Annotated in this window: 20 protein-coding genes; 2 read left to right on the plus strand and 18 right to left on the minus strand. The window is 37.7% G+C overall.

The window, feature by feature from the left end:
• Positions 1-189: 189 nt before the first annotated feature.
• The 16 genes from KHA93_RS14855 to KHA93_RS14930 form a co-directional block, all read right to left on the minus strand.
• Positions 190-702 (minus strand): hypothetical protein, encoded by a 513-nt coding sequence (locus tag KHA93_RS14855; protein ID WP_213111444.1) that lies wholly within the window; start codon positions 700-702, stop codon positions 190-192.
• Positions 703-875: 173 nt separating this feature from the next.
• Positions 876-1,625 (minus strand): YwaF family protein, encoded by a 750-nt coding sequence (locus KHA93_RS14860; protein ID WP_213111445.1) that lies wholly within the window; start codon positions 1,623-1,625, stop codon positions 876-878.
• A 40-nt stretch (positions 1,626-1,665) separates the two neighbouring features.
• Positions 1,666-2,154, minus strand: coding sequence for a GNAT family N-acetyltransferase (locus tag KHA93_RS14865; protein WP_213111446.1), 489 nt, complete (start codon positions 2,152-2,154; stop codon positions 1,666-1,668).
• 357 nt (positions 2,155-2,511) lie between these two features.
• A complete protein-coding gene (locus tag KHA93_RS14870) occupies positions 2,512-4,920 on the minus strand; it encodes a beta-galactosidase (protein WP_213111447.1) in 2,409 nt (802 codons plus the stop codon).
• 14 nt (positions 4,921-4,934) lie between these two features.
• Entirely contained in the window at positions 4,935-6,137 is a 1,203-nt protein-coding gene (locus tag KHA93_RS14875; RefSeq protein WP_213111448.1) for a glucoamylase family protein, read from the minus strand.
• A gap of 21 nt (positions 6,138-6,158) precedes the next feature.
• Entirely contained in the window at positions 6,159-7,094 is a 936-nt protein-coding gene (locus tag KHA93_RS14880) for a carbohydrate ABC transporter permease (protein WP_349772302.1), read from the minus strand.
• A 309-nt stretch (positions 7,095-7,403) separates the two neighbouring features.
• On the minus strand, positions 7,404-8,276 hold the full coding sequence (locus KHA93_RS14885) for a carbohydrate ABC transporter permease (RefSeq protein ID WP_213111449.1): 873 nt from the start codon (positions 8,274-8,276) through the stop codon (positions 7,404-7,406).
• Positions 8,273-10,537 carry a DUF5696 domain-containing protein gene (locus KHA93_RS14890; RefSeq protein WP_213111450.1) on the minus strand — a complete coding sequence of 755 codons (2,265 nt, stop codon included), beginning with the start codon at positions 10,535-10,537 and terminating at the stop codon, positions 8,273-8,275. Before KHA93_RS14890 ends, KHA93_RS14885 begins: the two co-directional genes overlap by 4 nt.
• Entirely contained in the window at positions 10,530-12,551 is a 2,022-nt protein-coding gene (locus KHA93_RS14895; protein ID WP_213111451.1) for a YIP1 family protein, read from the minus strand. Before KHA93_RS14895 ends, KHA93_RS14890 begins: the two co-directional genes overlap by 8 nt.
• A gap of 15 nt (positions 12,552-12,566) precedes the next feature.
• Positions 12,567-13,448, minus strand: coding sequence for a carbohydrate ABC transporter permease (locus KHA93_RS14900; protein ID WP_213111452.1), 882 nt, complete (start codon positions 13,446-13,448; stop codon positions 12,567-12,569).
• Positions 13,449-13,752: 304 nt separating this feature from the next.
• Entirely contained in the window at positions 13,753-14,646 is an 894-nt protein-coding gene (locus tag KHA93_RS14905; RefSeq protein WP_213111453.1) for a carbohydrate ABC transporter permease, read from the minus strand.
• Positions 14,636-17,578: an extracellular solute-binding protein gene (locus KHA93_RS14910; protein WP_233711175.1), complete on the minus strand. Its 2,943-nt coding sequence runs from the start codon at positions 17,576-17,578 to the stop codon at positions 14,636-14,638. The genes KHA93_RS14905 and KHA93_RS14910 overlap by 11 nt, the downstream gene beginning before the upstream one ends.
• Positions 17,579-17,606: 28 nt before the next feature.
• Positions 17,607-18,986, minus strand: a complete 1,380-nt coding sequence (locus KHA93_RS14915; RefSeq protein ID WP_213111454.1) for an ABC transporter substrate-binding protein — start codon at positions 18,984-18,986, stop codon at positions 17,607-17,609.
• A 79-nt stretch (positions 18,987-19,065) separates the two neighbouring features.
• Positions 19,066-20,037, minus strand: coding sequence for a LacI family DNA-binding transcriptional regulator (locus KHA93_RS14920; protein WP_213111455.1), 972 nt, complete (start codon positions 20,035-20,037; stop codon positions 19,066-19,068).
• A 698-nt stretch (positions 20,038-20,735) separates the two neighbouring features.
• Positions 20,736-21,251 carry a ThuA domain-containing protein gene (locus KHA93_RS14925; protein WP_213111456.1) on the minus strand — a complete coding sequence of 172 codons (516 nt, stop codon included), beginning with the start codon at positions 21,249-21,251 and terminating at the stop codon, positions 20,736-20,738.
• A gap of 14 nt (positions 21,252-21,265) precedes the next feature.
• Entirely contained in the window at positions 21,266-21,736 is a 471-nt protein-coding gene (locus KHA93_RS14930; protein ID WP_213111457.1) for a hypothetical protein, read from the minus strand.
• A gap of 656 nt (positions 21,737-22,392) precedes the next feature.
• Here KHA93_RS14930 and zupT point away from each other — a divergent pair.
• Both zupT and KHA93_RS14940 read left to right on the plus strand, forming a co-directional pair.
• Positions 22,393-23,202: a zinc transporter ZupT gene (gene zupT / locus KHA93_RS14935; protein WP_213111458.1), complete on the plus strand. Its 810-nt coding sequence runs from the start codon at positions 22,393-22,395 to the stop codon at positions 23,200-23,202.
• 31 nt (positions 23,203-23,233) lie between these two features.
• The gene (locus KHA93_RS14940; RefSeq protein ID WP_432806318.1) at positions 23,234-23,641 is read left to right on the plus strand and encodes a VOC family protein; all 408 of its coding nucleotides are present in this window, start codon (positions 23,234-23,236) and stop codon (positions 23,639-23,641) included.
• A gap of 145 nt (positions 23,642-23,786) precedes the next feature.
• Here the strand turns inward: KHA93_RS14940 and KHA93_RS14945 are convergent, their stop codons facing one another.
• Both KHA93_RS14945 and KHA93_RS14950 read right to left on the minus strand, forming a co-directional pair.
• Positions 23,787-24,167 (minus strand): VOC family protein, encoded by a 381-nt coding sequence (locus KHA93_RS14945; protein ID WP_213111459.1) that lies wholly within the window; start codon positions 24,165-24,167, stop codon positions 23,787-23,789.
• Positions 24,168-24,318: 151 nt separating this feature from the next.
• The gene (locus KHA93_RS14950; RefSeq protein WP_213111460.1) at positions 24,319-26,115 is read right to left on the minus strand and encodes a LamG domain-containing protein; all 1,797 of its coding nucleotides are present in this window, start codon (positions 26,113-26,115) and stop codon (positions 24,319-24,321) included.
• Positions 26,116-26,304 lie beyond the last annotated feature (189 nt).

Consider the following 26,304-nt stretch of genomic DNA (forward strand, 5'->3'; position numbering starts at 1 on the left):
AAAATGATTATTACATCCTCATAATAGCTTGGTAGTTTTAAACACGAATGGATGATTGGTAAATAGTGTGTAAAAAAATGGTTACATTATGTAAAGGTGGTGGAATTATCCTTATTGAAATGTTAGATATTACGAGTAAATCAATGAATGTGCATAAAAAATGACCTTTATTTCATGGTCAATTCAACATTATTTATTTAAAGGCACTTCTATTCTTTCTTCTAACGCTTTTAATATACTTATAAAGGATTTCCAATCTTTCATTATAGTAATATTTAACCCTAAGCCAACTTCTCGTAGATTTGTTCGTAACGCTTCAAAATATTCTTTATCTTCTTTGCTCAATTTTGAAAGAGCATAAAGTTCATCATGTGGATATTGCCTAAGTTTTGAAGAAAACCTTTCTAAGAACTCTCTATCCTTGTTGGATATTGAGTTTAAATACATCCCATTGCTTAAACCTAGATTCAATCCATTTAAAACATCACCCAATTTAGTTGTAACTAAGTTAGGTTCTGACCATTTATTATCTATTTGGTGGGCAATCAAGCCTTCTAACTCAACTAAATTTTCTTGTACTTCCGTAAAGAATAATTGTTCATTAGCAAAATTGTTATTTACTAACACCCATACAATTAAAAGGGCCAATATTATATTTACAAAAATAGAACTCCTAAAAATAATTTTTTGTTTTTTATTCAAAACCATTCTCCTTTAGATAGTAAAAGAACAATTACTAAAAAAGCTTCTACCATTTCTTAAATATTGATAAAAACTCTTCATCCTCCCGTATATTGGAAAACTCAGGTTGCTCTAAAAAACATATGGAAGTAACTAGAACATCAAATTTCTCTAAAAAAGTGAATTGCCATTCATTATGTATATCTACTGGTTTTTTTACAATTCCCCTTATCCATCTTGCGCGCCGCTAGTCCATAATTCCTGAATAACAACCAAAGGACCACGAATATCACAAAAGCCACCGCTTCGAGCGATAAAATATACCAAGGATAAGGACCCAAAAAATCTAGCAAACTTCCATTTACGGGCTTGGCTTTTAAAAACATATAGTTTCCTTGAAAGAAGTAATTAGTCGCAAATACGAACGGAAGTAACACGTTTAAAATAACAAGAGTTTTTATTATCCCTTTAAAGGTAGGAATATAGCCTTTGATCCACGTAAAATATAAGGCCGTTATTATAATGCCTATGTGGGTGTAAAAAAAGTGAAAGTACCTGAAATGAGGAAAACTCAGATCTAAAACTGGGGTTACCATTGCCTGAAGAGCTCCCCCTATTCCAGCGTAAATAACAAAATCATATAAATGCTTATTTCCTGTCCAAAGAAGAATAATAGCTACCATTAAACTAATACTACATAGCTCCAATGGAAGTGAGTCTATCAAACTCCATCTCCCTATCCTTATTAGCCAAATATGGTAAAGAACTTCCATTACCAATAAGGACAGTGCAAAAAGCCGTTCAATGAGGATTAGCTTTTTTGAATGGATTATTAATCTCTTTTTAAAAATAAAAAGTAGGGAGAGGGAAAGAAATGATACGATAATAGACGCAATGTGAGCGGTTGAAAACATTACGAATGTTGGGCCGATTTTTTCTTCCATATCATTCCCCCATTTCATCTGTAATTACATGTTAAGAAATCTATTTGGCAAAGTAATAGACCATCGTCACAGATGTTCCCGATAACCCATATTCCTCAAATCCAAGCTTTTTATATACATGAACTGCCTGCTCATTATGAGGGTCTACGCTTAGTGACAATGATTTATAACCATCTTCCTTAGCCTGATCCATCAATGCGTTCATTAAATGCGAGCCTATCCCCATGCCTCTTGCTTCCGGAGATACCGCAATTCCCAATTCTGGTGTAAAACGATCAATAAATCCATAGCCCTTATTTTGTTCATCAAACAATCGATACCAAGCCGCTCCTAAAGCTTTTCCATCACCTTTTTCTGCTAACAATGCCTGATCTCCAGGTCTCCCCCAATTCTCATTATATTTTTTCAGATGTGGGAGATTTAACAATATTTCTTTAGGAGGCTTATTTTCAAGAATGTGTATGGATTCGTACATCATATCTTGCAAAAATTCAATTTCGTGTTCTTCTAATTTTCTAATTTTATACATAGAAATCACCTCTTTGGATTCTCTACTATTAATTCAATAGTAACGGGGATTTCCCTTCTTTATTTATTTTATTATGTTTAATAAGAGCTTAGGTTTGAGAAATAAATACTCATACAAAGATTGATGACCTTCCTATAGGGTTTTATCACAATTGGTTCCCGCATTTCACTAATGGAAGTAAAAATTTGAGTTTTTCTGATACACTTAGGGAATCGATAACTGGATTGGTGATCTTTTTATTTCATGCTACCAGGAGTACCAACCAAGTTGATACCCATCACGCCTTTTCCATCCTCGAATGACCAATTAAAAAATCCCAGGAGAAACCAAAATTTCCCCCAGGATTTTTCATTCGCTTTATTCAAATCTTACAACTAACTGAGAATCTACTTTCGAATGCTTATTAGAATGAATGAATGTCATTCCATCAACAAGCTCTACTACATAATCATCGCTCGCCAAAACTGATTTATTCGTCTTAAGAGCGATGACATCTTGTGCTTGAGTTAAACGAAACTCGATGTTATCCTCACCGACATGCATGATTTCTGCAGTCGAATAGACAATTTCACCGATACCAAGTTTCACATTCACCGGTAGCATTACACCATCTTTGCTTTGAAGAAGTAACTCTCTGCCTCCAAATGCGACTTCTCCATCACTATATACTCTCAACGTTTTATCAAAACCATCGAGATTTAGAAGATGGATAAAGCGCTCGCCATCTGTATTCGCAGTTGAAGTGCTAAAAATACCATGCTCCTCACAATCATGAGTTAGCTTCGCCACCGCACCCAATTGTCCAAACACTTTTTTATAAAAAGCTAAATCACAAGGATATGCAGCGGCTACTACAACCGCTCGGCCTTTACCTACTACAGCATCAAAAGCGCACACTTCGTCAGTACCGTACACATTCAAAAGTGGTGTGGCGGAATCTGACTCTAAAACTTGTGCAAAGTGGGTTCTCGTTTCTGGACGAGGCCCAGCCCAATTTAGAGCGTTCAATGATAAGTAATATTCCGAGCTATCACGCTTTTCTCCAACAGCTTTTATACGAAGAGCATCCGCTAAAATCGTACAAGGATTTCCCTCCATATCAAATTGTGGGAGTTCACCGTATAAAAGAATCCGCCCACCCGCTTCTAAAAAGTCGACTAGCTTACTCTGAATGTTGGCTGCCATATATTTAGCAGAAGGTAATGCGAGTACTTCTGTATCATTTAAGGAAAGTGGCTTGTTTTGAATATCAATCGCACCAAAACGATAGCCTAGCAGAAGCATGGCCCGGGCCATACTTTCCCAAGAGCTGTATGCTCGATTAGCCTCAATATTCGACAGTACTTCCCTCATCTTTTCACTAGTTGGATAGCGGTATTCCGTCATATAGTAATCCGGAATAAAGGCAAAGGAAATATGATCTCGTTCCTCGTCCATTGCAGCTACCTTATCTGCAACAGCCATCATCGTTTTGATCGATCTTGCCATTCGTGGAAACGTATAATTCAATTTCCCTTCAGGTCCGACAGGTGCAGCGAAGCCATGATGCTCTCCTGTAAAAGCGATCCGATCATTTCCATCGCCTCTTGATGTATCAAAACGATAGTTTTTGCCACCAGCGAATAAGTAATAATTGATCAAACGATTTCCTTGAGCAATGCACATTCTCGCTTTTAAATCGGCCGCTGAAGGATCGTAGCGTCCACTCAAGTTATTACCGAAGTTTCCATCCCCACAATTAAATTCAACGGAAGTAAGCGGCTGATCTGGGAGATGGACTGAATCCATAAATCCGTTAATCAAATACAAATCTTGGAATGTTTCTACCGTTAAATCGCCAAAATAAATATCTGAACCGGATAGATATCCAGGATCCTGAGTATACGTTTCGTATAGCTGACTTATACCGATTGGGAATGTAAAGCCACGCCCGCCACCCGTTCCGTGAATATTGACAACAAACGGAATATCCTTTGCTCCAAATTCTTCCGCATATTCACGAAGCGTCGCAATATATCTTGCAAAGCGGTTCCTCATAAAATAACCGAGGTCTTTCATTAACTCTAAAGAATACGATTCTTTTGGTGAACGAATTGCTTCGTTACGAATATCTTTTTCTTCAATATTAAATGGGTAGCGACTCGCTAAAGTTCCTTGATCATAGGTACTTGATAACCAGGCTGCAAAATCATCTAATACAAAATCTGTTAAATCTGGGCAATTGCTGACCCAAGAAAGCATGCCAATTTCATTATCAAGCTGAAATGCAATAATATTTCCATTTGGATAAAGCTTAGGCTCTACAATCTCCATAACGGCACGATACCAATTTTTCACATCACTTAAAAATCCAGGGTGCAAATAGTCAATCGTTTTTGTCGTCGCTGGCTGCTTGTCCCATCCAGTTGGAATGATTTCTGGGTGCTTTTCGTACACCCAGAAAGGTAATCCTTCATTTTTCATTTCCGCCATAATGAATGGTCCTGGACGAACGAAGAAGTAAAGACCGTTTTCTTCGCAAAGATCCACAAACGCCTTAAAGTCCAATTCAGGACGAGTTTCTCCGGTTAAATCAATCTTCCCTTCCTCAAACTCGTGAATGACCCAAGGAACATACGTAGCAACCGCATTACATCCAGAAAGCTTTAATTTATCGATCCGGTCCTGCCAGTCTGCACGGTCAAGGCGAAAATAATGAATTTCACCACACATAATTAATTGAGGCTTGCCATCAATTAAAATTTGCTTATTTTTAATTTCAATCATAAAGCACCTCAGGCTTATCTTTTCTTCCAGCCCAGCATTTCAATCCCACGCTGAACATATTTGTTTTTCATATATAAATCCCAAACAAGACCTGATCTGTAGTTTTCAAGCATTAGAAGCGTAATTCCTTTGTCAATTCCGATTACATGTTCTGCATACCACGCTGGCTCTACATCCAAATTGTACGCATCCCAGAAACCATATTGTCCCCATAATTGTGGGTGGTTTTCATAGTAATATTCTAACGCTGCAATTGATTCTTCAGGAGTGAAAACAATGGATCCTGCAGCTCCACATGGAGGAACAGTCCCTTCATTATCCGGATTCACATTCGGATAAAATGGCGGAGTACCTGGCACGATATAGCCATTTGGAGAGCCACAAGCCGTTAAGCCCCACGCATTTTCGTGATATGTTTTTCGACCATTTGGATTTTCAATACTATAATGACGGCTTGCTTGTGAAGCTTGCACGGAATTCTCAAACCAATCCGTTCCGTCTTTATCCAAAACCTTTTTAAAATCAATGAACGCATGTGAAAATTGGTGTACGAACAACGCTCCACCTGGTGCGTTGATATATTCGTATGGACCGTATTTTGCAGTTTTTCTTTCAAACCCGTCATAGATTTTTACTGGAACTGGGTTTGTAGGCGAAGCAACCCCTAGAACATATTGAGTCATTTGCTCGGCATATGTTTCCCAGTGATGGAAGCCTCCCCTTTCAGGGTCGTATCCCATATAATACTGGTTTACACTTTCGTCGTAATAAATCGTCCAGTCGATACGCTCATAAATTTTTTCAAACAGCTCTTTAACTTCACCTTCAAAATACTCCGCAGATGTGATTGCTCCATTTAAAAATAAAGTTGTATCTATGATGGAAGCACAATCGTGGAAAGTTTCATTCTTTTTCGCCGTTTTCATATTCAAAAAGTGATAAAAGAAGCCTTCTTCGTGTTCTACATGGTTCAGGAAAGTTTCAAGTGTTCCTTTTGTGCGCTCATATCCCTCTTCACGAGTAATCCACCCTCTTTCGATCCCGATTACAATCGCGGTCAATCCGAAACCAACTGCTGCAATACTCGCTACTTGTTTATTTCCAGACTGATCAAGAATCAATCCGTAACCATCTGAATTTTTATCTGCATTTGCTTCGTTCCAAAAGAAGTCGAAGCACCCTTTTGCTTCTAAGTCCAAAATATTAAGCTGTTCCATGATGTTCTTCCCTTCAAATCATTATTCTCCGGTAATTCCCGTTCGGTCTACACCTTCGACAAACCATTTTTGCGTAATAAAATAAACAATTAATAACGGCAAGATAGACAGTAACGTCCCAGCCATCCTAATTCCTTCATTGATTTGACTGGCGGTTCCCTCCATCCCTGCAGGGAACATTTTTTTATAAGATGCAACAAACTTTTGAAGCTGTAATGGCAATGTCGTCAATTCATTTCCGAAATAAATCGATGCTAAATACGTTTCATTCCAATACCAAACGAAAGAAAAAAGAAATGAAATGATGATTGCTGGAACGGCCATTGGGATCGCGATAGTGAAAAAGATTCGCAGGTGACCCGCTCCATCGATTTGAGCCGCCTCTTCCAATGATTTTGGCATCATTCTAAAAAATTGATAAAAGATTAGAATGAAAATGGCGCTATTGATACCTTGTCCAGATATAGCAGGAAGCATAAAAGCATTCAAACTGCCTAAAATGTTTAACTCATTGAAAAATATATATCTCGGAATAAGCGTGACTTGAGGCGGAATAATAAATGTCGCCAATACGAGTACAAATAAAATATTTTTTCCACGAAAAGTAAACCGTGCTAGTCCATACCCAACAACCGCCGCTACAGCAGTCTGTGCGATGGATGGTAAAACAGTTACATACAAAGTCTCAAGTAATACAGGGAAAAAGTTCAATACTTGATTCGCTTTCGCGTAATTCCCTAGATAAAATTGAGTCGGAATCCAATTTACAAGTGGATTTAAAATGTCATCCAAACTTTTAATACTATACACTCCCATGTGTAAAAGCGGGAATAAATAGACAAAACCGATTCCGATCAATAAACCATATATGAGAATCTTTATAAGGTAACCATCATTTCCACGCATACCTAAGAGCCATTTTTTAGCTTTTAAATAATGATTTTCTATTTTTTGCACATTGAACCCTCCCTTTTTTAAAAGGTAAGAAAGTAAACATTTTTATAGATTTATGTTATTGAAGTTAGGCTTTCTCTTTCTAGCGCAAGCAGCCATCGACTAGCAAACTTCTTGTCTTCTTCCCTACGATAAGTCAACATTGATTCGCCTTATCAGGTTCATCGTGTTTCCTTTATCTCAGTCATAGGCCAAAGAAGGAACGTCGACTAAAACTGCCATGTCCTGTGGCGACGTCGACGGATCCACATCCTGTGGGCCTGTACGTCGATGAACAAGGCGTTTGCGCTTTTCTTTGTCTAGCTCCATCGCCTATCGACTAGCATAGCTTTTTTTCTTCTTTAACGTCATGGCGCCAACTGTGAGTGCAAGTGCAATTGTGATAATGACAAAATAGATCCACGATAATGCTGACGCGTAACCAAAACCAGTGTCTACTCTAAACATGTTTCGTTGAATATGATCAATGACGGGGTTCAATGAAAAGATTGAATACGTCACGACCGTGTAAATGATATTTACAAGAATCATAGGTGCTAAACTAGGTAAAGTCAGTTTCCAGAAACATTCCCATGGTGAGGCACCGTCAATCGATGCTGCTTCATATGTCTGACTGTCCATTTTTTGTAAAGCTGCAAGGAATATCAAAATTTGAACACCGGAAAACCAAAGGATCACAATTAGGTTTTTAATCAAATAAAGCAATATTCCATTGACAAAGGCATCCGGGTTTGAGTTTAACGCTTCGTAAATGGCGTATTTTTCAATGGACGGAATTGTTGTAACTCCTTGATCAATAAGCTCCTTAATTACTGGCCCACTGGAAATAATAACTGGGAGAAAGAAGATAGTCCGAAACATTCCACGGAATTTTACTTTCTGGTTTAACAGCAAAGCAATAATTAAAGAAAATACGATAATGATCGGTACTGAAATAACTAGTTCCTTTAAATAGGTTGTTAGTTTATCAACAAAAATGGCATCTACGCCAAACGCAAATTTATAGTTTTCAAACTTTACAAAAGTCGTTTGAACGCCGCTCGTCGTAATTTTTACCTTTTGAAAACTTAAATACAAAGAATAAAACAAAGGAACGGCAGTGAAGATCAAGAAACCAATGATCCAGGGTAAAACAAATAACCATCCAGTCATGCTATGTCTAGCTCTTAGTCCCCTTAGTCTCACTGCTCTCCCCCCTTGTCCATCACAGAAAAGCCTTTGGCGCTAACTTCAACTCCATCTTTCTTATAGGTTGAATTCGTATAGTTGACGATTAGCGTCTTCCCATTGGAATACGTCACTTCCACGATGCCGTTTTTCGGTACATTTCTACTCTCAATCGTTGTCGATTCTACTTGTCCAAGTGTTTCCTGTATTTGTTTATATTGTTTAATAATATCGTCCTTCCAAACGTTAAACTCTGACGTATACACATTTTTAGAAGGCGTTTTTGCCAGTAAGTGTGAAGACTCTTCTGTTAGTAGGAAGGATGGGTACGCTCCGTACTCAATCATGCGGAGCAACTGATCTTCCTGATTTGAGTTAAAATTTGTGAACGGTGCATAAAAAGGAATATACCCTTTCAGCACAATCTGCATAAATGGCACGGTATCTGTTTCGAATACATAATTCGATGAATTCATTGGAATGTCCAAATATTTATCTGTAGCTGCCCACGCATATACACTCGGTTCATAAAGTGCTGTGTTACCTACATTTTCTTTTAAGACCGAAAAGATATCATTATATGTTTCCAGCGTTTCTTCGCGGGTTAACTTTCTTGATTTGCTAAAATCAGAAAATAACGTATAACCACTGGAGTCAACAGCTAAGTTTTCCATTCCATAAGCATCGTAGTTTTTACGATCCTTTTCCGCGATTTCCAACGACTTTTTAGGCGATAAGTAATATGAAGTGAGATCATTTTCTTTATGGGAAATCGTTTCTGAACTAATTTTTTTAGCGACATCTTTACTTCCAGAAAATCCTGATGCTCTTTCATATGCTGTCGTGTAGTCAGTGTAGAAATACATAGGGATATTGTCATCTTTTAATGTATTAATAACCGCTTTTGTATCCTTTTTGTTGCCTAGTTTTCTTTCCATTGGAAATTTTCCTGGAAGTGATCCTGTTAAACCACCATCTGACCAGCCTTTATAAACAACGAACATATCCTCAACACCATTTTTCCTTAATTCGTTTGTGAAATAAGGAATGCGGTCGATTGGGGTCATCGGAATAACGGAATTCCAAAGTAGACCCTTTTTCATTTCTCCGCCTAAAAATTCTAAGCGGACATTTGCTTGATCTTCTTGTTTCGTCAAAATTTCTTGTTCTATTAAATAGTCTTGATATGATTTTGCCATTCCTACGTAATCAGCATCATTATCACTTAAAAAGATGAATCTAAGCTTTACGTCCATTTTATTCAATTCTTTTTGATAAACATTGATGCCAGTCATACTTTTACTTGTTGGCTGATAATACTCATATCGATAATTAAATTTTGATGAGATGCGATTAAAATCGGTAGAGGCTCCAGCAGGATAAGCAACGATATCTCCATATGAATATCCTTCCTCTACAATGGCGATAAATCCATTGTGCTTAACCCCATGGACTGCTCCAAAAACGGGCATTTTTATTTTTTGGACGGGGACGACATCTTCACTTGCTTTCGCTTTATTTTTGATTCCCTCATCAATTCCAAATATGGATCCTACAAAAGGAGTGCCGCTTGACTTTGCACTTTTTTCATAACGAATGAGTGCCCCGCTTCCATCAGGGATAAACATATAACCTTGGATGTCGTTTTGGTTTACCGCACCCAAAAACGGATAAACTTGCATAGACACAAGCTTATTGCGTTTATCTTCTTTCATTTTTTCCTGTGGAATAGAAATAACTAATTCATTGCCTTTTAGTTGTACATCAAGCTGAAACTTAAGCTTGGATTGAAATAATAACACGTCTGCACTAAAACCATTATCCGAAAGTTTTACAGTCGGACTGGAATCATTCGTTAAAATGCTCTCTGTTCTTAGTTTTCCTTGGCGATCAGTGTAATCAACCGTAATCGCGGACTGGACAATTTGTTCCCATGTTTTATTCAATCTAAAATTTTCCGGATGGTCTAAACCAGATCCCCAAACGTAGCCTGTTTTTTTATTTTGCAGCTTAATCGCCAACGATTTTTCATTCACGAAAAGAACCAAATCATCGCTTTCAGCTGCTTTTGTATATCCATCGAAAGAAGAATCTTGCTTAATTTCTTGACGGTTATCCGACTCTGGCTGAGTGAATTGAGCTGAAGAATACCTTATCGAATGATCGCTTAAATCCATCGTTTCTACAGACTCGTCTGACTTAGCACCAAATGAGTGATTTGCAATGAATAAAACGGGTAATACTATCACAGCAACTGCAAACATCCATTTTTTATACACGCAGCAAGGCCTCCTTTACGACGGAATAAACAAAGTCATACACTTGATCCAGTAAAACAAAAATAACGAACACGACTAATAGTAAAATCGCCATTCCGAATATCGTAACCAATATATTTCTTATCGTTTCCGAAATGGAATAGTTATGAATCTCTTTAACCATAATAAATAGAATAACTAAGCACCAAGCGTAGATAATCCGCATGGAGAATAAGTAAACAAAGTATTCATTTCCGCTTAGCATATTAGAAAGTAATGTAATAGGAAGAATAAATACTAAGTATGGCGCCAGAGAATAAATCGTTCCGATGTAAATATCTTTAAATCTTCCTTCACCGTCATTGATCGTACTTACTAAATAATTGACGATGATAAAAGCGAGCAGCGGAACAAAGATAATTGCAAACTCGAACAACACATTTGTTTCATCACTTCGATATGAAGAAAAGATGAAACCTGTTTGAAAACGATGGATTAAGTAAGCAACAAATAAAAATGCATATAGAATGGTTGCGGATAAAACGGACGCTTTTCCCATCCTCTGTAAATCATAAAAACTATCAATTGGATGCTTGAAAAAACGGAATAAAAAGAGAAGCTCAGATATAAGTTTTCTCTTTTTAACATTGCCCCAAACACGGCGATAACCACCGAAAATATTCTTCTTTTTATCTAAGAATCTGGCAACGTAATATAAGGCGATAAGAACAAACCCAATGACAAGTATTTTTTCAAGATGCTTCTGCATCCATGCATGGCGGACTTCCCAAAATGAATCTGAATAACCCCAAACATCTTCAGCTAGTCTATATTCCGCTAGTGCTTCATCATATTGTTGTTGCTTGTAATACGCCTTTCCCATCGCTGTATGAGCAAGACCAAACGAAGAGTTCAGCGAAAGCACAGACTCCCAGTATTTCTGACTTTGAACATACAGACCATCCTTGTATAAAGCGATACCTTCATGAACCAAATTTGCGAATGCAGTAGGCTCAAAAACTTGTATCATGCCAGTCTCTTTATCTGATACATAAATTCTTCCGGACTGATCAACAGCTATTCCACTTGGTTGTTTAAATAACCCGAGGCGATTCGTCCCATCATCTTTACCGCCGAAGATAAATAAAAAGTTTCCATAGCTATCAAATTCAAAAATTTTTCCAGAAGCATTCATGACGAACATATTGCCGTTTGCATCAACCGTAATGTCTACAAGAGCGGCATCATCTAAAATATAAGGATGTAGCATATTTTGTCCTGCTACATTCAATTTTTTAATGACTTCCGTCTTTGTACCTTGCGTGACGGAATAGATGAGACCTTCTTCATCTATTCCCAAGTTGTCTGGTGCAGGCGGGGTTTTCATAAATAAAGATGCCTTTTGCTTCTCTGAAGCTATTAAATTACGAAGAACTGAACTTAAGGAAACTTCCGTCCGATTTACACCATAGTAGCCAAGAAATTCGCCTTCACGACTAAGCTGCATCATTCCATTCGTTGAGCCTTCTCCGATGACGTAAATATTACCCCTACGGTCAACCGCTACTTTTTGTGGCTTATATGGCGATTTGCTACCGAATAAAGGAGAATCAGGCTTTCCATATTCTTGCTTTAGCTCCCCTTTATTTGAGAAGCGAAATACCTTTTCCTTTTCATAATCCGCTACATATATATCGCCTTGCTCGTCTACAAATACACCTTTAGGTACACCAAAGATTCCGGCACCAATTTCAGCGACAATGTCACCTTTGGAATTTGCAACAAGCACCTTTTTCTTTCCTGAATCCACTACATATATAGAACCTTTATCGTCTATGAAAATATCTTCTGGATTAACGATATCCGCACCAGTAAATAAGCGCCCGAGTGGTTCGTACGCTGTTTGTGTCTCTATCAAATCCCCACTTGGTGATACGGTTAATGTGGTATATGGAGCTGATGCCAAGGCAACCGTAAGAAAGGGAAAAAGGACGAATATCGATGCACATATGATAACTTTGAAAATTTGTCGCATTTGCCTCCCCCTTTCTTACTTGATTCCCGAATGCGCCATTGTATTCATGACTTGACTTTGTAAAATGATAAAAATGATTAAATTTGGTAAGAACATAATTAAAGAAGCTGCTGCTGCAATTCCTTGACCAGCAACTGTATTACCACCTGTTACCTGCGATGCAAGAGTCGACATATAAAATGAGAACGTCTTTAACCCTTCATCATTCACATAAAGTGTCGAGGTTTCAATATTGTTCCAAACTGTCTGGAAGGACAAAATAGCGACTGTAGCGATTGCTGGTTTTATAAGCGGAATAATGATCGTTACAAAAATCCTGAAATCCGATGCACCGTCCATCCTAGCCGCTTCTACTAGTTCATTTGGTATTTGATCAATGAACTGTTTTACCAAAAATAACCCAATTGGCATAGCCAAAAGAGGTAAAATATGAACCCAAAACGAATTAATCAATCCAATCTTTTCAATCAATAAATATCTTGGAATAGCTACAGCTGCAGGAACGAACATTAATGCAAGTGTGTTAATTTCAAAAATGGTTTTCTTTAATAAGAAATTTTTCTTCGATAACGCGTATCCAGCCATCGTACTAAATAGAATCGTTAGAAATACAACAATAATCGTCACAACGATACTATTGAATAAATACCGAGAGATTGGAATGCCTGACGCGTTCGTCTGTGCAAACAAATCAACAAAGTTTTGAAATGTTGGCTTTTGCACAAAAAAACGAGGTGGATAGGCAAACAACTCATCTATTGGCTTGAATGCATGAAAAATAATATAAATAATCGGCAAAGCCATAAATATGGCCAGTGGTACTAAAAACGCATAGAACTTCATCTGACTTTTATGAAACTTTGTCGGGTTTATCTTTGTACCTTGAAAGGCGGACATGTTGTTCCCTCCTTGATCAATGACGCCTTGGCGGAATAGTGAAGATATTATTAGGTTTGCTTGATATATTTTGGTTTTGTCAAAGCTCTGTTGATTATGAAACTTTTGATTTCCGCTACAGGCACTCGCTTTCCGCGGGCGGTTCGGAAGCCTCCTCGGCGCTTGACGCGCCTGCGGGGTCTCCCGTATACCGTTTTTCCCGCGACGGACAGGACGTCCTAGTGTCAACGCAGGCCACAGGACGTGGCCGGCTTTAGTCGACCAGAAGTCTCGCACCTTCCGCTCCAATCAACATGAAATCAACTTAATCTTTTTCCCCAAATAGTTTCCAAGCAAATTTTGAGAATGCATAAACGACAATCAATAATACGACAGAAATCGCTGCAGCATATCCCATTTCATAACGGATGAATCCGTAGTCCTCCAAATGGTTTACCATGAGCTGCCCGGCGTATTGTGGAGTCGGATTTGCGCCGGATAGGGCTACACCAATTGCTCCTGCTTGGAAGGTTCCAACGACAGCCATTACTGCGCCGAATAACATTTGTGGTCTCATGGATGGAATCGTAATATATATAACTTCTTGAAAACGATTTTTAATTCCATCAATATATCCAGCTTCATAAATCTCACTGTCAATGTTCAAAACACCTGACAGCATCGCTAGGAATCCTACTCCCATACTCCCCCATAATGTTACGAAAATCATAATCTTCATTAAGAAATGAGGTGATTGTAACCATTGAATAGGTTCAAAGAGTACACCCATCGTAATTAATAGACTATTTAAGTATCCTGTTTCATCTCCACTAAAAATTATCGTCCACACAACAGCCATTGCGATTCCCGCTGTCATGGATGGAGAATAAATAATTAATGCTAATATCGTTCTCATTGTTTTCGGTACTTGAGCGAGGGCCCAAGCGAGAATAAAAGAGAGGAGATATCCACCTGGTCCAACGATCAATGCAAACGTCAATGTGTTCGGCAAAACGATCTGCATAAACACTTCATCCTGAGTGAGGAGACTGACATAATTGCTCAACCCAATAAAGGATGGAGCTTGGATTGCATTAAAGTACGTAAACGATAAATAGATTGCCGCAACTACCGGGATAATAATGAACGCGGTAAATAAAATGATATACGGTCCAAGGAAGGCCCAATGTGACCAATCCATTTTTTTCTTAATCTTCATTTTTTTCGCCTGCCCAACTCTTCACTTGATCAATGGAAGGAATGTGATAAGGCTTGACCATCTTTCCATTTTTCATATAGCCAAACTCCTCCATTTTCCGGCTGATTTCACGATTAATGGCAATGACGGAATCATCTACTGCCGATCGTGGATTTTCTCCATCAAAGACAATCCGATTCCAAATATTACTTAATTCCCTTTCCACCATATAAGCTCCCGGTGTTTTCGGTACTTCTTGCAAATACTCCCATTGTTTTAAAATGGTCTCTTTATGTTCCTCAGGCCAAGGAAGCTGTTTGAATGCTTCTAAATTTGCTGAATTCCACATATACTCCGGCCCATATAATGTCTGTAAGGTCGTGGCAAAGTCAACTTGTGTATCTGTAGACATCCACCATTTTAAGAACTCCCATGATTTTTCTCGGTCTTTCGTACCTTTGAAAATCATCGATGATTGCCCAGATCCTGTTGCCCATCTCTCTACCGTTCCGTCTTGTTGTTTAATGCCTGGATATGGGGAAATATCCCACCATCCCGCAATTTCTGGAGCCGCAGCGGTTAATTGGACATATGTCGAGAAGTTTGCAATCCCTATTGGTAGCGTTGAATAGCGGAAGTGATTATAAAAATTAGGAACTTGCATCGGCATGCTGTAAATCGTATTTAACTTAGCCATGAATTCGATCGCTTTTAATGAATCTTCTTCACCGATAGCTGTTCGCATTCCATCTTCTTCATACAAATCACCACTAAATTGATATATAAATGGTGCTGTAGTTTGGAACGACTTGAATCCTCCCGCTCCAGCAATCGGAGTATAGTAATTCATCCCAAACCTTTGAAGTTCAGGTAAGATTTTTACAACATCATCCCACGTATCAGGGACAGGAATTTTTAATGCATTAAGAATATCCTTCCGATAAAATTGCACATAAAAATCTTGCGTTTCCGGTAAGGCATATACTGAATCATCAATCATGAGAGGTAAAAAAGCTCCTGGTGAAAATTGATTACTATAATCCTCAAAATCACTGAACTCATGTAAATCAACTGCTGCTCCACGAATTGACAATTCATAAGGAAGCCAGTTACTAATTCCAATCGCAACATCCGGCTGATTATTCGCAGCACTCGCCAAAATTAATTTTCCTTCATCAGGCATAATTGAAAACTTCACTTTAATCCCAGTCTTCGGAGTAAATGTCTGATCTGCCAGGTTTTGGATAATATCAACATATTGACGCTGACGATTGACCCATATTTCAATTGTTTGATCATCTGCACTTGATGCGGAATAATTACCCGCTGAAAACGACTGAACAAAGCGTTTCATTCCATTCCAAGTTTTTGCGAAATAGCCTGGAGTGGGAGCAGGCAACTGATTTTCCCCATGAATATAAAAGCGGTCTACTAGTAATGGCTGCTTTGGTAATTCTAATAATAAGTTTCCGAGTAATTGGGCGACAGAGGATGATCCTTCCGTTAATTCTGTCAATCGATTCGGAATTTCATTCGGATTCTTATTTAATGTCCGTAATTTTTTCACGGCCATGTTCAAAGAAACAATATCTTTTGACTCGTTCCCCTTGTTCAATTCAGTGAGATATTTACTCTCTTCTTCAAGGCGATTTGCCCAACCATCTATTTTCTTTTCGGCATCAGGAAAATACTCGTTAATCTTCCACCCTCTTGAACGGTCATTTTGATTTCCCGTCAGCTTTTTAATAGAAAGGGCGAATTCCTGCATTTCCTTAATCACTTCATTTATAGTAAAAATGGATCTTTCTACAGGAGAAGCATCTGCTTCTAAAGAAATCTCATGATTACCTTTTGTTAAATAGAATAAATAAGGATCTCCTTTTTCATCCTTTAGTGTTGTATTCACCCATTTTTTATTGAACTCAAATGGGAATAATGACACTTCGCTAAATGGAATCTCTCCGTCAATCAATAACTTTCTGAAAACCGTACCGCCTGTCTCTTTCTTTTGTAAAACTTTAAACGTGAGCTGATAATAGCCATCTTCCGCTATTGAAACGTTCCAATTCACGCGTTGACCACTTTCTCGCCAAGAATCTCCACCAACTGTGTTCAACAATAAGTATTTCGGGTTATTCGGAACTACGGAAGAACCGGTAGTAGCCACAGGTCGAATATAGGAACTGTTTTTTGTATATCCTTTTTCAGCCTCTTGGATGATCAAGGAATTAACTTTATGATCATTTTTATTATTTTGTAGATAATCTTTATACGAGATTAACTTAGTCGGAGAATGTACATATACATTCCCAACCAACATTTCACCTTTTAAGTGAGTTAGTGTGATCGTATTCTTACCTTTTTTCAAATAATACTTTAATGATTCTGCTTGGAGGTTACTTGCATCAGTAGCACTGATTTTGCCCCATTCAGGAATAACTTCTTGATTCGGAATAATTTCATTGCCAAAACGATCCGTGTCAAATGTATCCTTTACACTTTTCCACTTAAGTGGAAATACGATTCTTCTACTCTCGTAAAATGGATATTCGCCATTTATGAGGATTGAACCCTCTATTGGAACAACCTCTTTACTAATCGGATAATAGTCAAAAGAGATTTCATATAAACCATCTTCTGGCACCGAAACACTCAATGATAATGATTGATTATGCCAATAGAAGACACGATCCCCATAGTCCTTACTGTTTTCAGATGCAAGCAGGTCATCCTCTTTTACATCTAAAAAGGTAGATGGAGAGATAGACGCCTCAAAATTTGAGGCGTTCTCTACTCCATCTTCCTTCCATTGTTCTAGGATGGTATGATAGCGCTCTTCAACGACATTTTCGATTGTTTGGTCTTTGGAAGCGTCCTTTTCAGCAAACGTGCTTTCCTTTGGAATAACTAATAGCCATAATAAAGCCAAACAAATCATTATTTTCGTCTTCATACTATATATACCTCCTAGTGATGTGGCTTTATTTTAAAGCCTCTGCTGCTTCCTTACTTTTTTCATTTGCTAATTGATTTAATTGTGCTGCGTAATCTTCAACTTTCAAGTCGCCTCTTACAAAGCTGTCTATCATTTGAGCCATATTTGCATTTTCATTTTCTCCTGCTTTTACGCCTGTTGGAGCTTCCCATCTAGATTGTACATATCCAGGAACTGTTTTAACTGGCTCCAAGATTGCTTCACTTAGATTGTCGTATGCTTTACGTAAACCAGGTACATCTAGTTGTGAGAAATACTCATCAAGAATTTCAGGATCAGTATTTACAGGTAATGTATTAACTGTTTTTCCTTCTTTATCAGCAATTTCCATACGTTTCATAAATCCTTCTTTTCCAAAGGACATATATTTAGCAAACAAATATGCTTCTTCTGCATGTTTAGTAGATTTAGAGATTCCAAGTAAGTCATTTGTAATAACAGTTCTTCCACCTGGGATACCGATGAAATCAAATTCAAAGCTAGCATTTTCAGTTAAGCTTGAAATCGCCCAAGAACCATCCCATTGCATACCAATTCCGCCATTTAACCAAACTTGGCTTGGATCTTCTCCATTGAATTTTGCTTTTTGATCATCTGTCAATACTTCATATGCATAACCATTTGTCGTAATTTCTTTTGCCAAGTTTACGCCTGCGATGAACTCTTTGCTATCAAGTGCATATTGTCCATCTTTATATGTGTACCAACCCATATCAGGGTTTGCAGCTGCTGGGTACCAGTCAGGAATGGAGAATGGATTTGTTAGTCCAACTGCTCCTTCATTAACATTCGTTACATCTTTTACTGCTTTCGTAAATTCTTCAATAGATGCTCCCATTTCAGGGTAATCAAGATTTGCTTTATTGAATAAATCTTTGTTTACAAAATATCCTAAAAAGTGCTGTGCGTTTGGTACAGCTGCGACTTTGTCATTAAATACTGCAGATTGGCGAACAACTTCAGGAACATTTTCATAATCTGTATCTGCTGCTGTTAATTCGGTTAAATCTAATAGCCAATCATTAGAAAGAGCTAGTGGCAATTGTGAAATGCTAAATACATCTGGCATTTCCCCTGCACTTGCAGCAGTAGATAATGCTTCATTCCAGTCACCTGCTATTTCAAAAACTTTAATCTTAATATTTGGGTGTGCTTCTTCAAACGCTTTAACCATAAGACGCTCTAAATTTTGTTCTTCTTCTGTTCCAAGAGCCCAGTTTGCATAAGAAAGCGTTACGTTTTCTTGTTTTTCAGCAGGTTTATCATTGTTTTCTTCTTTTTCTTTCCCTGTTTCTTTCGTGTTAGAGCAAGCAGCCATTGTAAACACAAGTGCTAACACTGCTAAAATCGAAAACAACTTTTTCATGGATCATCTCTCCTAATTTAGTAATAATTCTTTTATTGAAATAGAATGGAGCGTACTCCATCTAGATTTCACTAGTTAATTAGCCTGAATTTCTGCTCATTAATTCTACTTTTAACGGTTCCGGCTCAAAATCAAAGTTTTGCTCCAGCATTTTAAATAATGTATTTGCAGCTGTTATACCCCATTTTTTTCGAGGTACACTTATCGTTGTTAAAGATGGGGTAAAGAAATGTGACATGTATATATCATCGAATCCAACAACTGATATATCCTCTGGAACTCTGATTTTACTCTCTTGAATCGCCTTGATGGCACCTATCGCCATTTCATCATTTGCACAAATGATAGCTGTTGGGTTATTACCATTAGCTTTTGCCAAGTAGTTTTTCATTTCGGTATAGCCGCTCATTTCCGTGAAATCAGCTCGGATTAAGTCACTCTCTAAAAACTCTAAACCTTGGTTTGCGACTTCTTTACTAAAACCTTTTAAGCGGGTTTCCCCGTCATATGATGCTTCCGACCCGGCGATAAAACCAATACGTTTATGTCCTTTTTCTTTCAAATGTCTAACTGCAATTGCGGAGCCTTCTTCATTTGGAAGGAGAACATTTTTTATGTATGGATTTATTAATTCGCGGTCAAGTACTACGCACGGTAGTTTTTCACTTGCTAATACTTCTAGCAGTTCGTCTTCCATGTGGTAATTTAATATGATGGCACCATCCACATACCTTTCCACAAGGAGCCTGTGCGTATCTGCGGTTGCACATACGACCAGTTCATACTTATTCTTCATGACTACATCTTGGATGCCTTCGACCATATCATTAAAGAATGGACCAGTAAATCCGCTTAAAAATAAACCGATGATATTCGTTTTTTGCTCTTTTAAATTTTTAGCGAGCCCATTTGGTCGGTAGCCAATTTCCTTTGCTGCTTGAAGTACTTTTTCTTTCGTATCGTTTGTAATAAGTGGACTGTTATTTATGGAATAAGATGCCGTCGAAACACTGACTCCGGCGCGTTTCGCCACATCTTTTAAAGTAACCAAATACCCTCCCCCTTTTAATTGAAACGTTTCAAAAAAATGGCAACACTTTCATTCGAAACGTTTCTATTGGCAGAAGAAAAAAAGAAGCGTCTTTTACTTTTTGCAGTTGAAACGTTTCGATAATATTATAAAACGATGTGTTATCGTTTACAACTATTTATAATATTTTTTTTTAAAATCTTTGCTATCGGTTCACTTTTATTATAATTGGATATATCAGTGATAGATACTGGAATAATCAACCAATTAGTATCATCCAAAAAATGGGGTAATAGTCTAGCCCCCTATAAGGCACTTGTATCAGGAATGTTTTTAAAAGATTTTCCGTTGCTTCACACAGTTCATTAGTAATGCCAAACTGGAGAAATAGAGGAATCGCTCACAATATCTTAATAGAGGCATTATTCTATTGGTCTCGAAAAGGTTGAGTTGGAAATTTTGATGGATAACGACTCCGCTTCAAACCTTTATAAATCAGTAGGATTTCAAGCTATATCAGAAAAAATGCGCTTTTGGAGCGGTCTATAGAAAGAAAAAACGTGAGGCCGTTGATTAACAGCCTCACGTTTTTTAACTCAAACACCATTTGATAGAGTCCGCTACTAGTTTTACTGTTGTCGGGTGTTGCAGAGCTTCCTGAGTATGTGCGGGAGTTAGGCAAAGAACTCTTCCATCGCCATAATGATGGTACCAACCTGCTACGGATTTACCATCCTTTGATTCAGATTGTAGGAATACCTTTGTATTTTCAACATCACAACATCAACAAAGTAATGCTCATCTATGATTTCGAATGACAACTTGGGATCTATGACTTCGTTTTGATTATCAGCACTGTATTTAATATTAGACATCTCAGGGTGATATTGAAAATAGCCTCTAAGCATATTTATGTATGTTTTGACTTCATAAGATGCCAAACCAGAATGCCAAGCAAACCACGCCCCACCATTCTCTACATAATTTGAAATAATGAATGCTTCTTCCTCATCCATCCATATTGCGGTTTGTGGATCTGTAGGATTTATCTTGTTCCCTTTAAATAGAATAACTAAATCCGGCTTCTCCTGAAGTCGGGTAATCAATTCTTTTCCATGAATATACTCTACAGTTACATCCTGATCTAATTGTTTTACTGCAGTGTCTAAAGCATGACGGCACATTGTTTCATCATGATAAAAATCACCTAATGCTGCAAAAACTTTAAAAGTCATACCCGCTCCTCCTATTATGATATTTGCTTAAAACCTTCTTCCTCCAAGTAATTTTCCGCATCGCTTTTCGAACCAAAACTATCAACTAAGTTTAGACCAGCGTAAATATTCCAAAGCATATCTTCATGTATTAATACGAGCGTCTGCCCTTCTTCGTTACTCCAATTATACTCTTGTAGATTTATCACTTCACTACTATCCACGATTTCTTCCGATAAGTATTGAATAGAATCCTTTATCATTTTTCGAAGTTCCTCTTCAGTAGCTTCCCTAATATTGACGAGACCTTTATGATCAGCTTGATATTGAGGCAAATCTCCAACATAGACGAAACCATTTCCATTTGGATGTAGATGATAAACTACAACTGTTTTATCGTATAAACTATCCGCAAAATGATAATTCAACCGCTTCATTGAAACTTCCTTTTTAGAAAGGTGGGGAAATGATTCTATAATTGCTTGTTTCTCTTCAAATGTGAGCATTTTTTGTTTCCTTTCTATTTTTGACTTTATTCTTATTCTATTTTATATAAATTTATTTTCTTAAATACTCGAACGTATGTTCTGATTGTGATAAGATAAAAATAGTAATTGCATAAGCAGGGCGGGCGGGTGGCTACTTCTCCATAAAGGAGGTGATGCCAATGACGATATTCGAATCGATGAGTCTTATGATACAACTTTGTGTTGGAATGATCACATTCCTTACGTTCATAATTACGATGGTCGTCATGATTTCCAAAAAGAAATGACCGTCCCCCTAGACCAAAGGATTGGACGGCCATTCTTGTTCTTTCAAAGGTCAACCGCTCTTCTTGCGGTGTGCAATTGCTTGACCGGGTGGTGGCACACCTGGTCATACCCATATTATGCTTCATTACCTCTATTATACATATGCAAATTCTACAATTCAATGAAAGTCATGTGACTTTAGACATATATCATAATCTATTAAATTAAAATATATCGATTCTGTTCATAGTCATCGCCATTTATCATGCAGAACTTATATTGTATGATAGGAGTAACAAATTTTCCCTATGCGTAAATTTTTTCCTCATAGGAACATTCCAATTTTTTTGCATAGATTATAAAAATAGAAGGCGCATGCCATATGAATCATAAAGGGAGTAAAAAGAATGACAGAAAATGTATTACTTGCATTTGGATTAACACTGTTTGCAGGATTGGCGACAGGAATTGGGAGCCTGTTCGCACTTTTTACATCCACAACGAATACTAAATTTTTATCTTTTTCTTTAGGTTTTTCAGCTGGTGTCATGATTTACGTATCCATGATTGAAATTTTTGTTAAAGCGAAGGATTCTCTTGTTCTCGCTCTAGGGATAGAAAAAGGAAACTGGGCGACTGTTGGAGGATTTTTCGGAGGAATGCTGCTAATAGCTTTAATTGACCAGTTTGTTCCAAAACAAGGAAATCCACACGAACTAAAAAAGGTGGAGGAAATGGACAAACAAGGAAATGGGATTAATGATCATGCATTATTAAAAATGGGAGCATTTACTGCGCTAGCCATTGGAATTCATAATTTCCCAGAAGGAATTGCAACCTTTACAGCAGCATTACAGGACCCCGGCCTAGGAATCGCTATTGCTATTGCCATTGCCATTCATAATATTCCAGAGGGAATTGCCGTTGCAGTACCAGTATATTTTGCAACTGGGAGTCGTAAAAGAGCCTTTAAATTATCCTTTTTATCTGGTTTGTCAGAACCTATCGGCGCAATAATGGCATTCCTTATCTTAATGCCTTTTTTAACAGATGTGATGTTTGGGATAATCTTTTCAGCTGTTGCTGGGATCATGGTATTTATTTCTCTCGATGGCTTATTACCTGCTGCTAAAAAATATGATGAAGCTCATACATCCATTTTTGGATTAGTAAGTGGCATGGTCGTTATGGCTATAAGTTTATTACTTATTATTTGAGAAAGAGGGTTCCCCCTTTCTTTTTTATGTTATGCTTTTAAAAAAATGGGAGAGTGCGAAAATCATGAACACTGGAATGCAAAAAATTGGTCAAATTGGTGTCCCTGTTCAAAACCTTATAAGAGCATTATCGTTTTATAAGGATTCGCTAGAATTACCGTTACTTTTTAACACAGATACAATGGCTTTCTTTGAATGTAATGGAATTAGACTTTTGCTAAGTCTCCCTGAAAAGGAAGAATTCGCCCATCCTAGCTCGGTTATTTATTTCCAGGTTGCAAACATTCATAATACATATGAGAAATTAAAGGCAAAAGGAGTTACTTTTATAGATGAACCCCATCTAATTGCTAAAATGGAAAGCGTTGAAACGTGGATGGCGTTTTTTAAGGATACTGAAGACAATACACATGCGATTATGAGTGAAGTGCAGGTTTGAATTTTGATTAACGATGAAAATTTGTAGTTTTCTCATTTTATTGTTCGCGATGAAACTTTCCATTTCGATTTCATCGCGAACTTTTTTTGAGGTTTCTCAATCCCTACTATTGGGCATCTACTTCTACAGAATTAAGAAAGAAAATTTACTTAGGTGATTCGTTAAATTGTAGAACGCCCCATAGATTACCTTCGGGATCATAAAATTTAAGTACCCAAGCAAAACCGTCATCCTGATACAGTTGGATTTTGGTATCAACTTTTGTCAACCGTTCATGAAGTTCATGAATCTCTGATGTTCGGAATAACAGGACTGGAAAATCTATCCCATTTACTAAATAATGTGCATAAGTTGAATCGTCATTTGTTTGCCATAACATCAGGCATGGTCCTTCCGGCAAGTCTAGGAATGCAATTCGCTCGCCATCGCGGCTACTTAATCGGAACCCCAATTGTTCGGTATACCATTGTATTGCCCGGCCCATCTGACGAACTGGAATTTGCACATGTTCAAGCGACGTTAGCATGATCAACTCTCCTTTATTGTTTTCTCACCGTCTTTTTTAAAACTACTAAATTGCAAATTTATTAGAGTCTACGGCACTAATAGCCTTTAGATAGAACTAAAAATTAGCATAGAGTGCATAAAAACTATTTCTTTAGAACGCCCTTTTAGAATTAACCAACTATCTGTTTGCCAATGCTAGGAAAGTCATTGTACAAGTGTCTCACGATATCTCGTAATATTTTTAACCCAGCCACTTCAGCTGCTCTTGCTTCAAGAAGTATTTTAATAGCTTCAGCTTTCAATAGAGGATCAGATGTGTCTGCACTTTCAGGGAACGGGAATAATTGACGCATCCTAACCCAAGCCTGATAGCTCAACATATAAACTTCAGCTGCTTTCATCATCAATCCTTGGAGTGTATTATCTTGAATTGCCATACAATGTGTAATGGCAGATTGAGTAAAAAAAGGAATTAAATATTGTCGTGAAGATGTAATCCATAAGAGGTTATAACTAGTGAAAAACTCATGTGCTGAACCCAGCTCAAAAGCTGAGATCCAGGCATCAATGGCAGCAATTCCGTTTTTGCTCTCGTTTTCTTCTTGTCCCTCATCATCTATGTGAGTAATGGCGATGTCAAGCGCAGTCCTTAAAGTTTTACGATAGCTTGCATCTTCTTCTTCGGTATATCTTGTAACGTTTAAATGTGGAGTCTCTTTCCGCTCTTTAAGTACCAATACAAACATTTCTGGATTAATTGGCTCTCCATTTCGTGTTCGCCTTCCGAATTCATCATAGGAGAGTTCTCCACCATTTTGTGCATTAATATCATGAATATTTAAAATTCTCCGCTCATCATCATACCCATATATCAGTCCGTGTTCATAGTTATCAAGATTCCACCCTACAACAGCGAGACCACGTTGTATACTTTCACGAATCATATCGAGTGCTTTTTCAACAGTATCTTCTTCCCAATCTCCACCATAAATATTAGCCGAAAGCACCTCCATATCGAAACCGAGATTATTCAGTGCAGCTCGAACTAAACTCCCATCTCCAAAAACATCCATCGGTAAAATAGAGGCATTCCCTGCATTAATGAAAAATGCTTGGCCCGTATATGCTAAAGTATCCTGTAAGCTAATCGACTTGTTCGAATACTTTATAGCTCCATCCAAGGCTTGGGCGAACGAGTTATAACAATCATTCCAATTCAATTGTTGGCGCTCAAGCGTATTCCTTAATGGAAATTTACTTGTTTCTTTTATGCTTTTTCTTTTCCTACGAACAACAATAGGTCTCATTTGCGGATCCCCGGAGTACCCATTCTCCGTAAAGAGATTAGAAACTTCATTATTTAAGAGTTCCCGATTATATATTCGAATATCATCAAGCATTCCATGAAACCAAAATCGTTTCTCCTTGGAATTCTTCTTACCGAAAAAAATAGGTTCTTCCAGATTTGGTACAAATCTTCCTATTTGCTCATCCTGCAATTCCCCATTTACATAAAGTTTATGATGAGTTCCGTTATAAATCGCAACCACGTGATACCATACACCTTGCTGAATAGGATGCTTTCCAACTACATCACGCGCCCCCATTCGATGCCATGTAAAAAAATCACCTTTAGTGCTTAGCTGAAATACACGTTGGGAATTGTTCTTTTGACGACCATGATCGTCCTGTGAAATGATGGCATTATTCCATCCTTTTAGGATTGTTTCCTCATCGTATTTCACCCAAACAGACACTGAAAATGCTTCTGGACTTAGTGCTGGTGGGGGGTCTAAAACAATATAATCTCCCTCTCCGGAAAAGGCATAAGCTTGATCTGTTTCCCCAAAACGGTTGGTTGTTAAAGCAGCACCTTCCACCCTGCCATGGTGACCATTTCCACTAGTATCTTCAGCATTCCCGTTAAATAAATATTCACCTACTAACCCTTGTCTTAAGTTACTCAAATACATTCCTCCTCTTTTTAAAAAATGTGATTGAAAACTTTGAAATTTTAAGCGTTTCATATGTTGTTACGGAAATCATATCATTTCCATTTACACATGTACAGAACATATATTCCTATATTTTAAATCTCTTATATTGATGGTACCTCCACAGGAAAAAGCACCATTACGAGTTATCCGTAATGGCGC

Origin of the sequence: Lederbergia citrisecunda, from assembly GCF_018343695.1 — a bacterium.
GTDB classification, from domain to species: domain Bacteria; phylum Bacillota; class Bacilli; order Bacillales; family Bacillaceae_C; genus Lederbergia; species Lederbergia citrisecunda.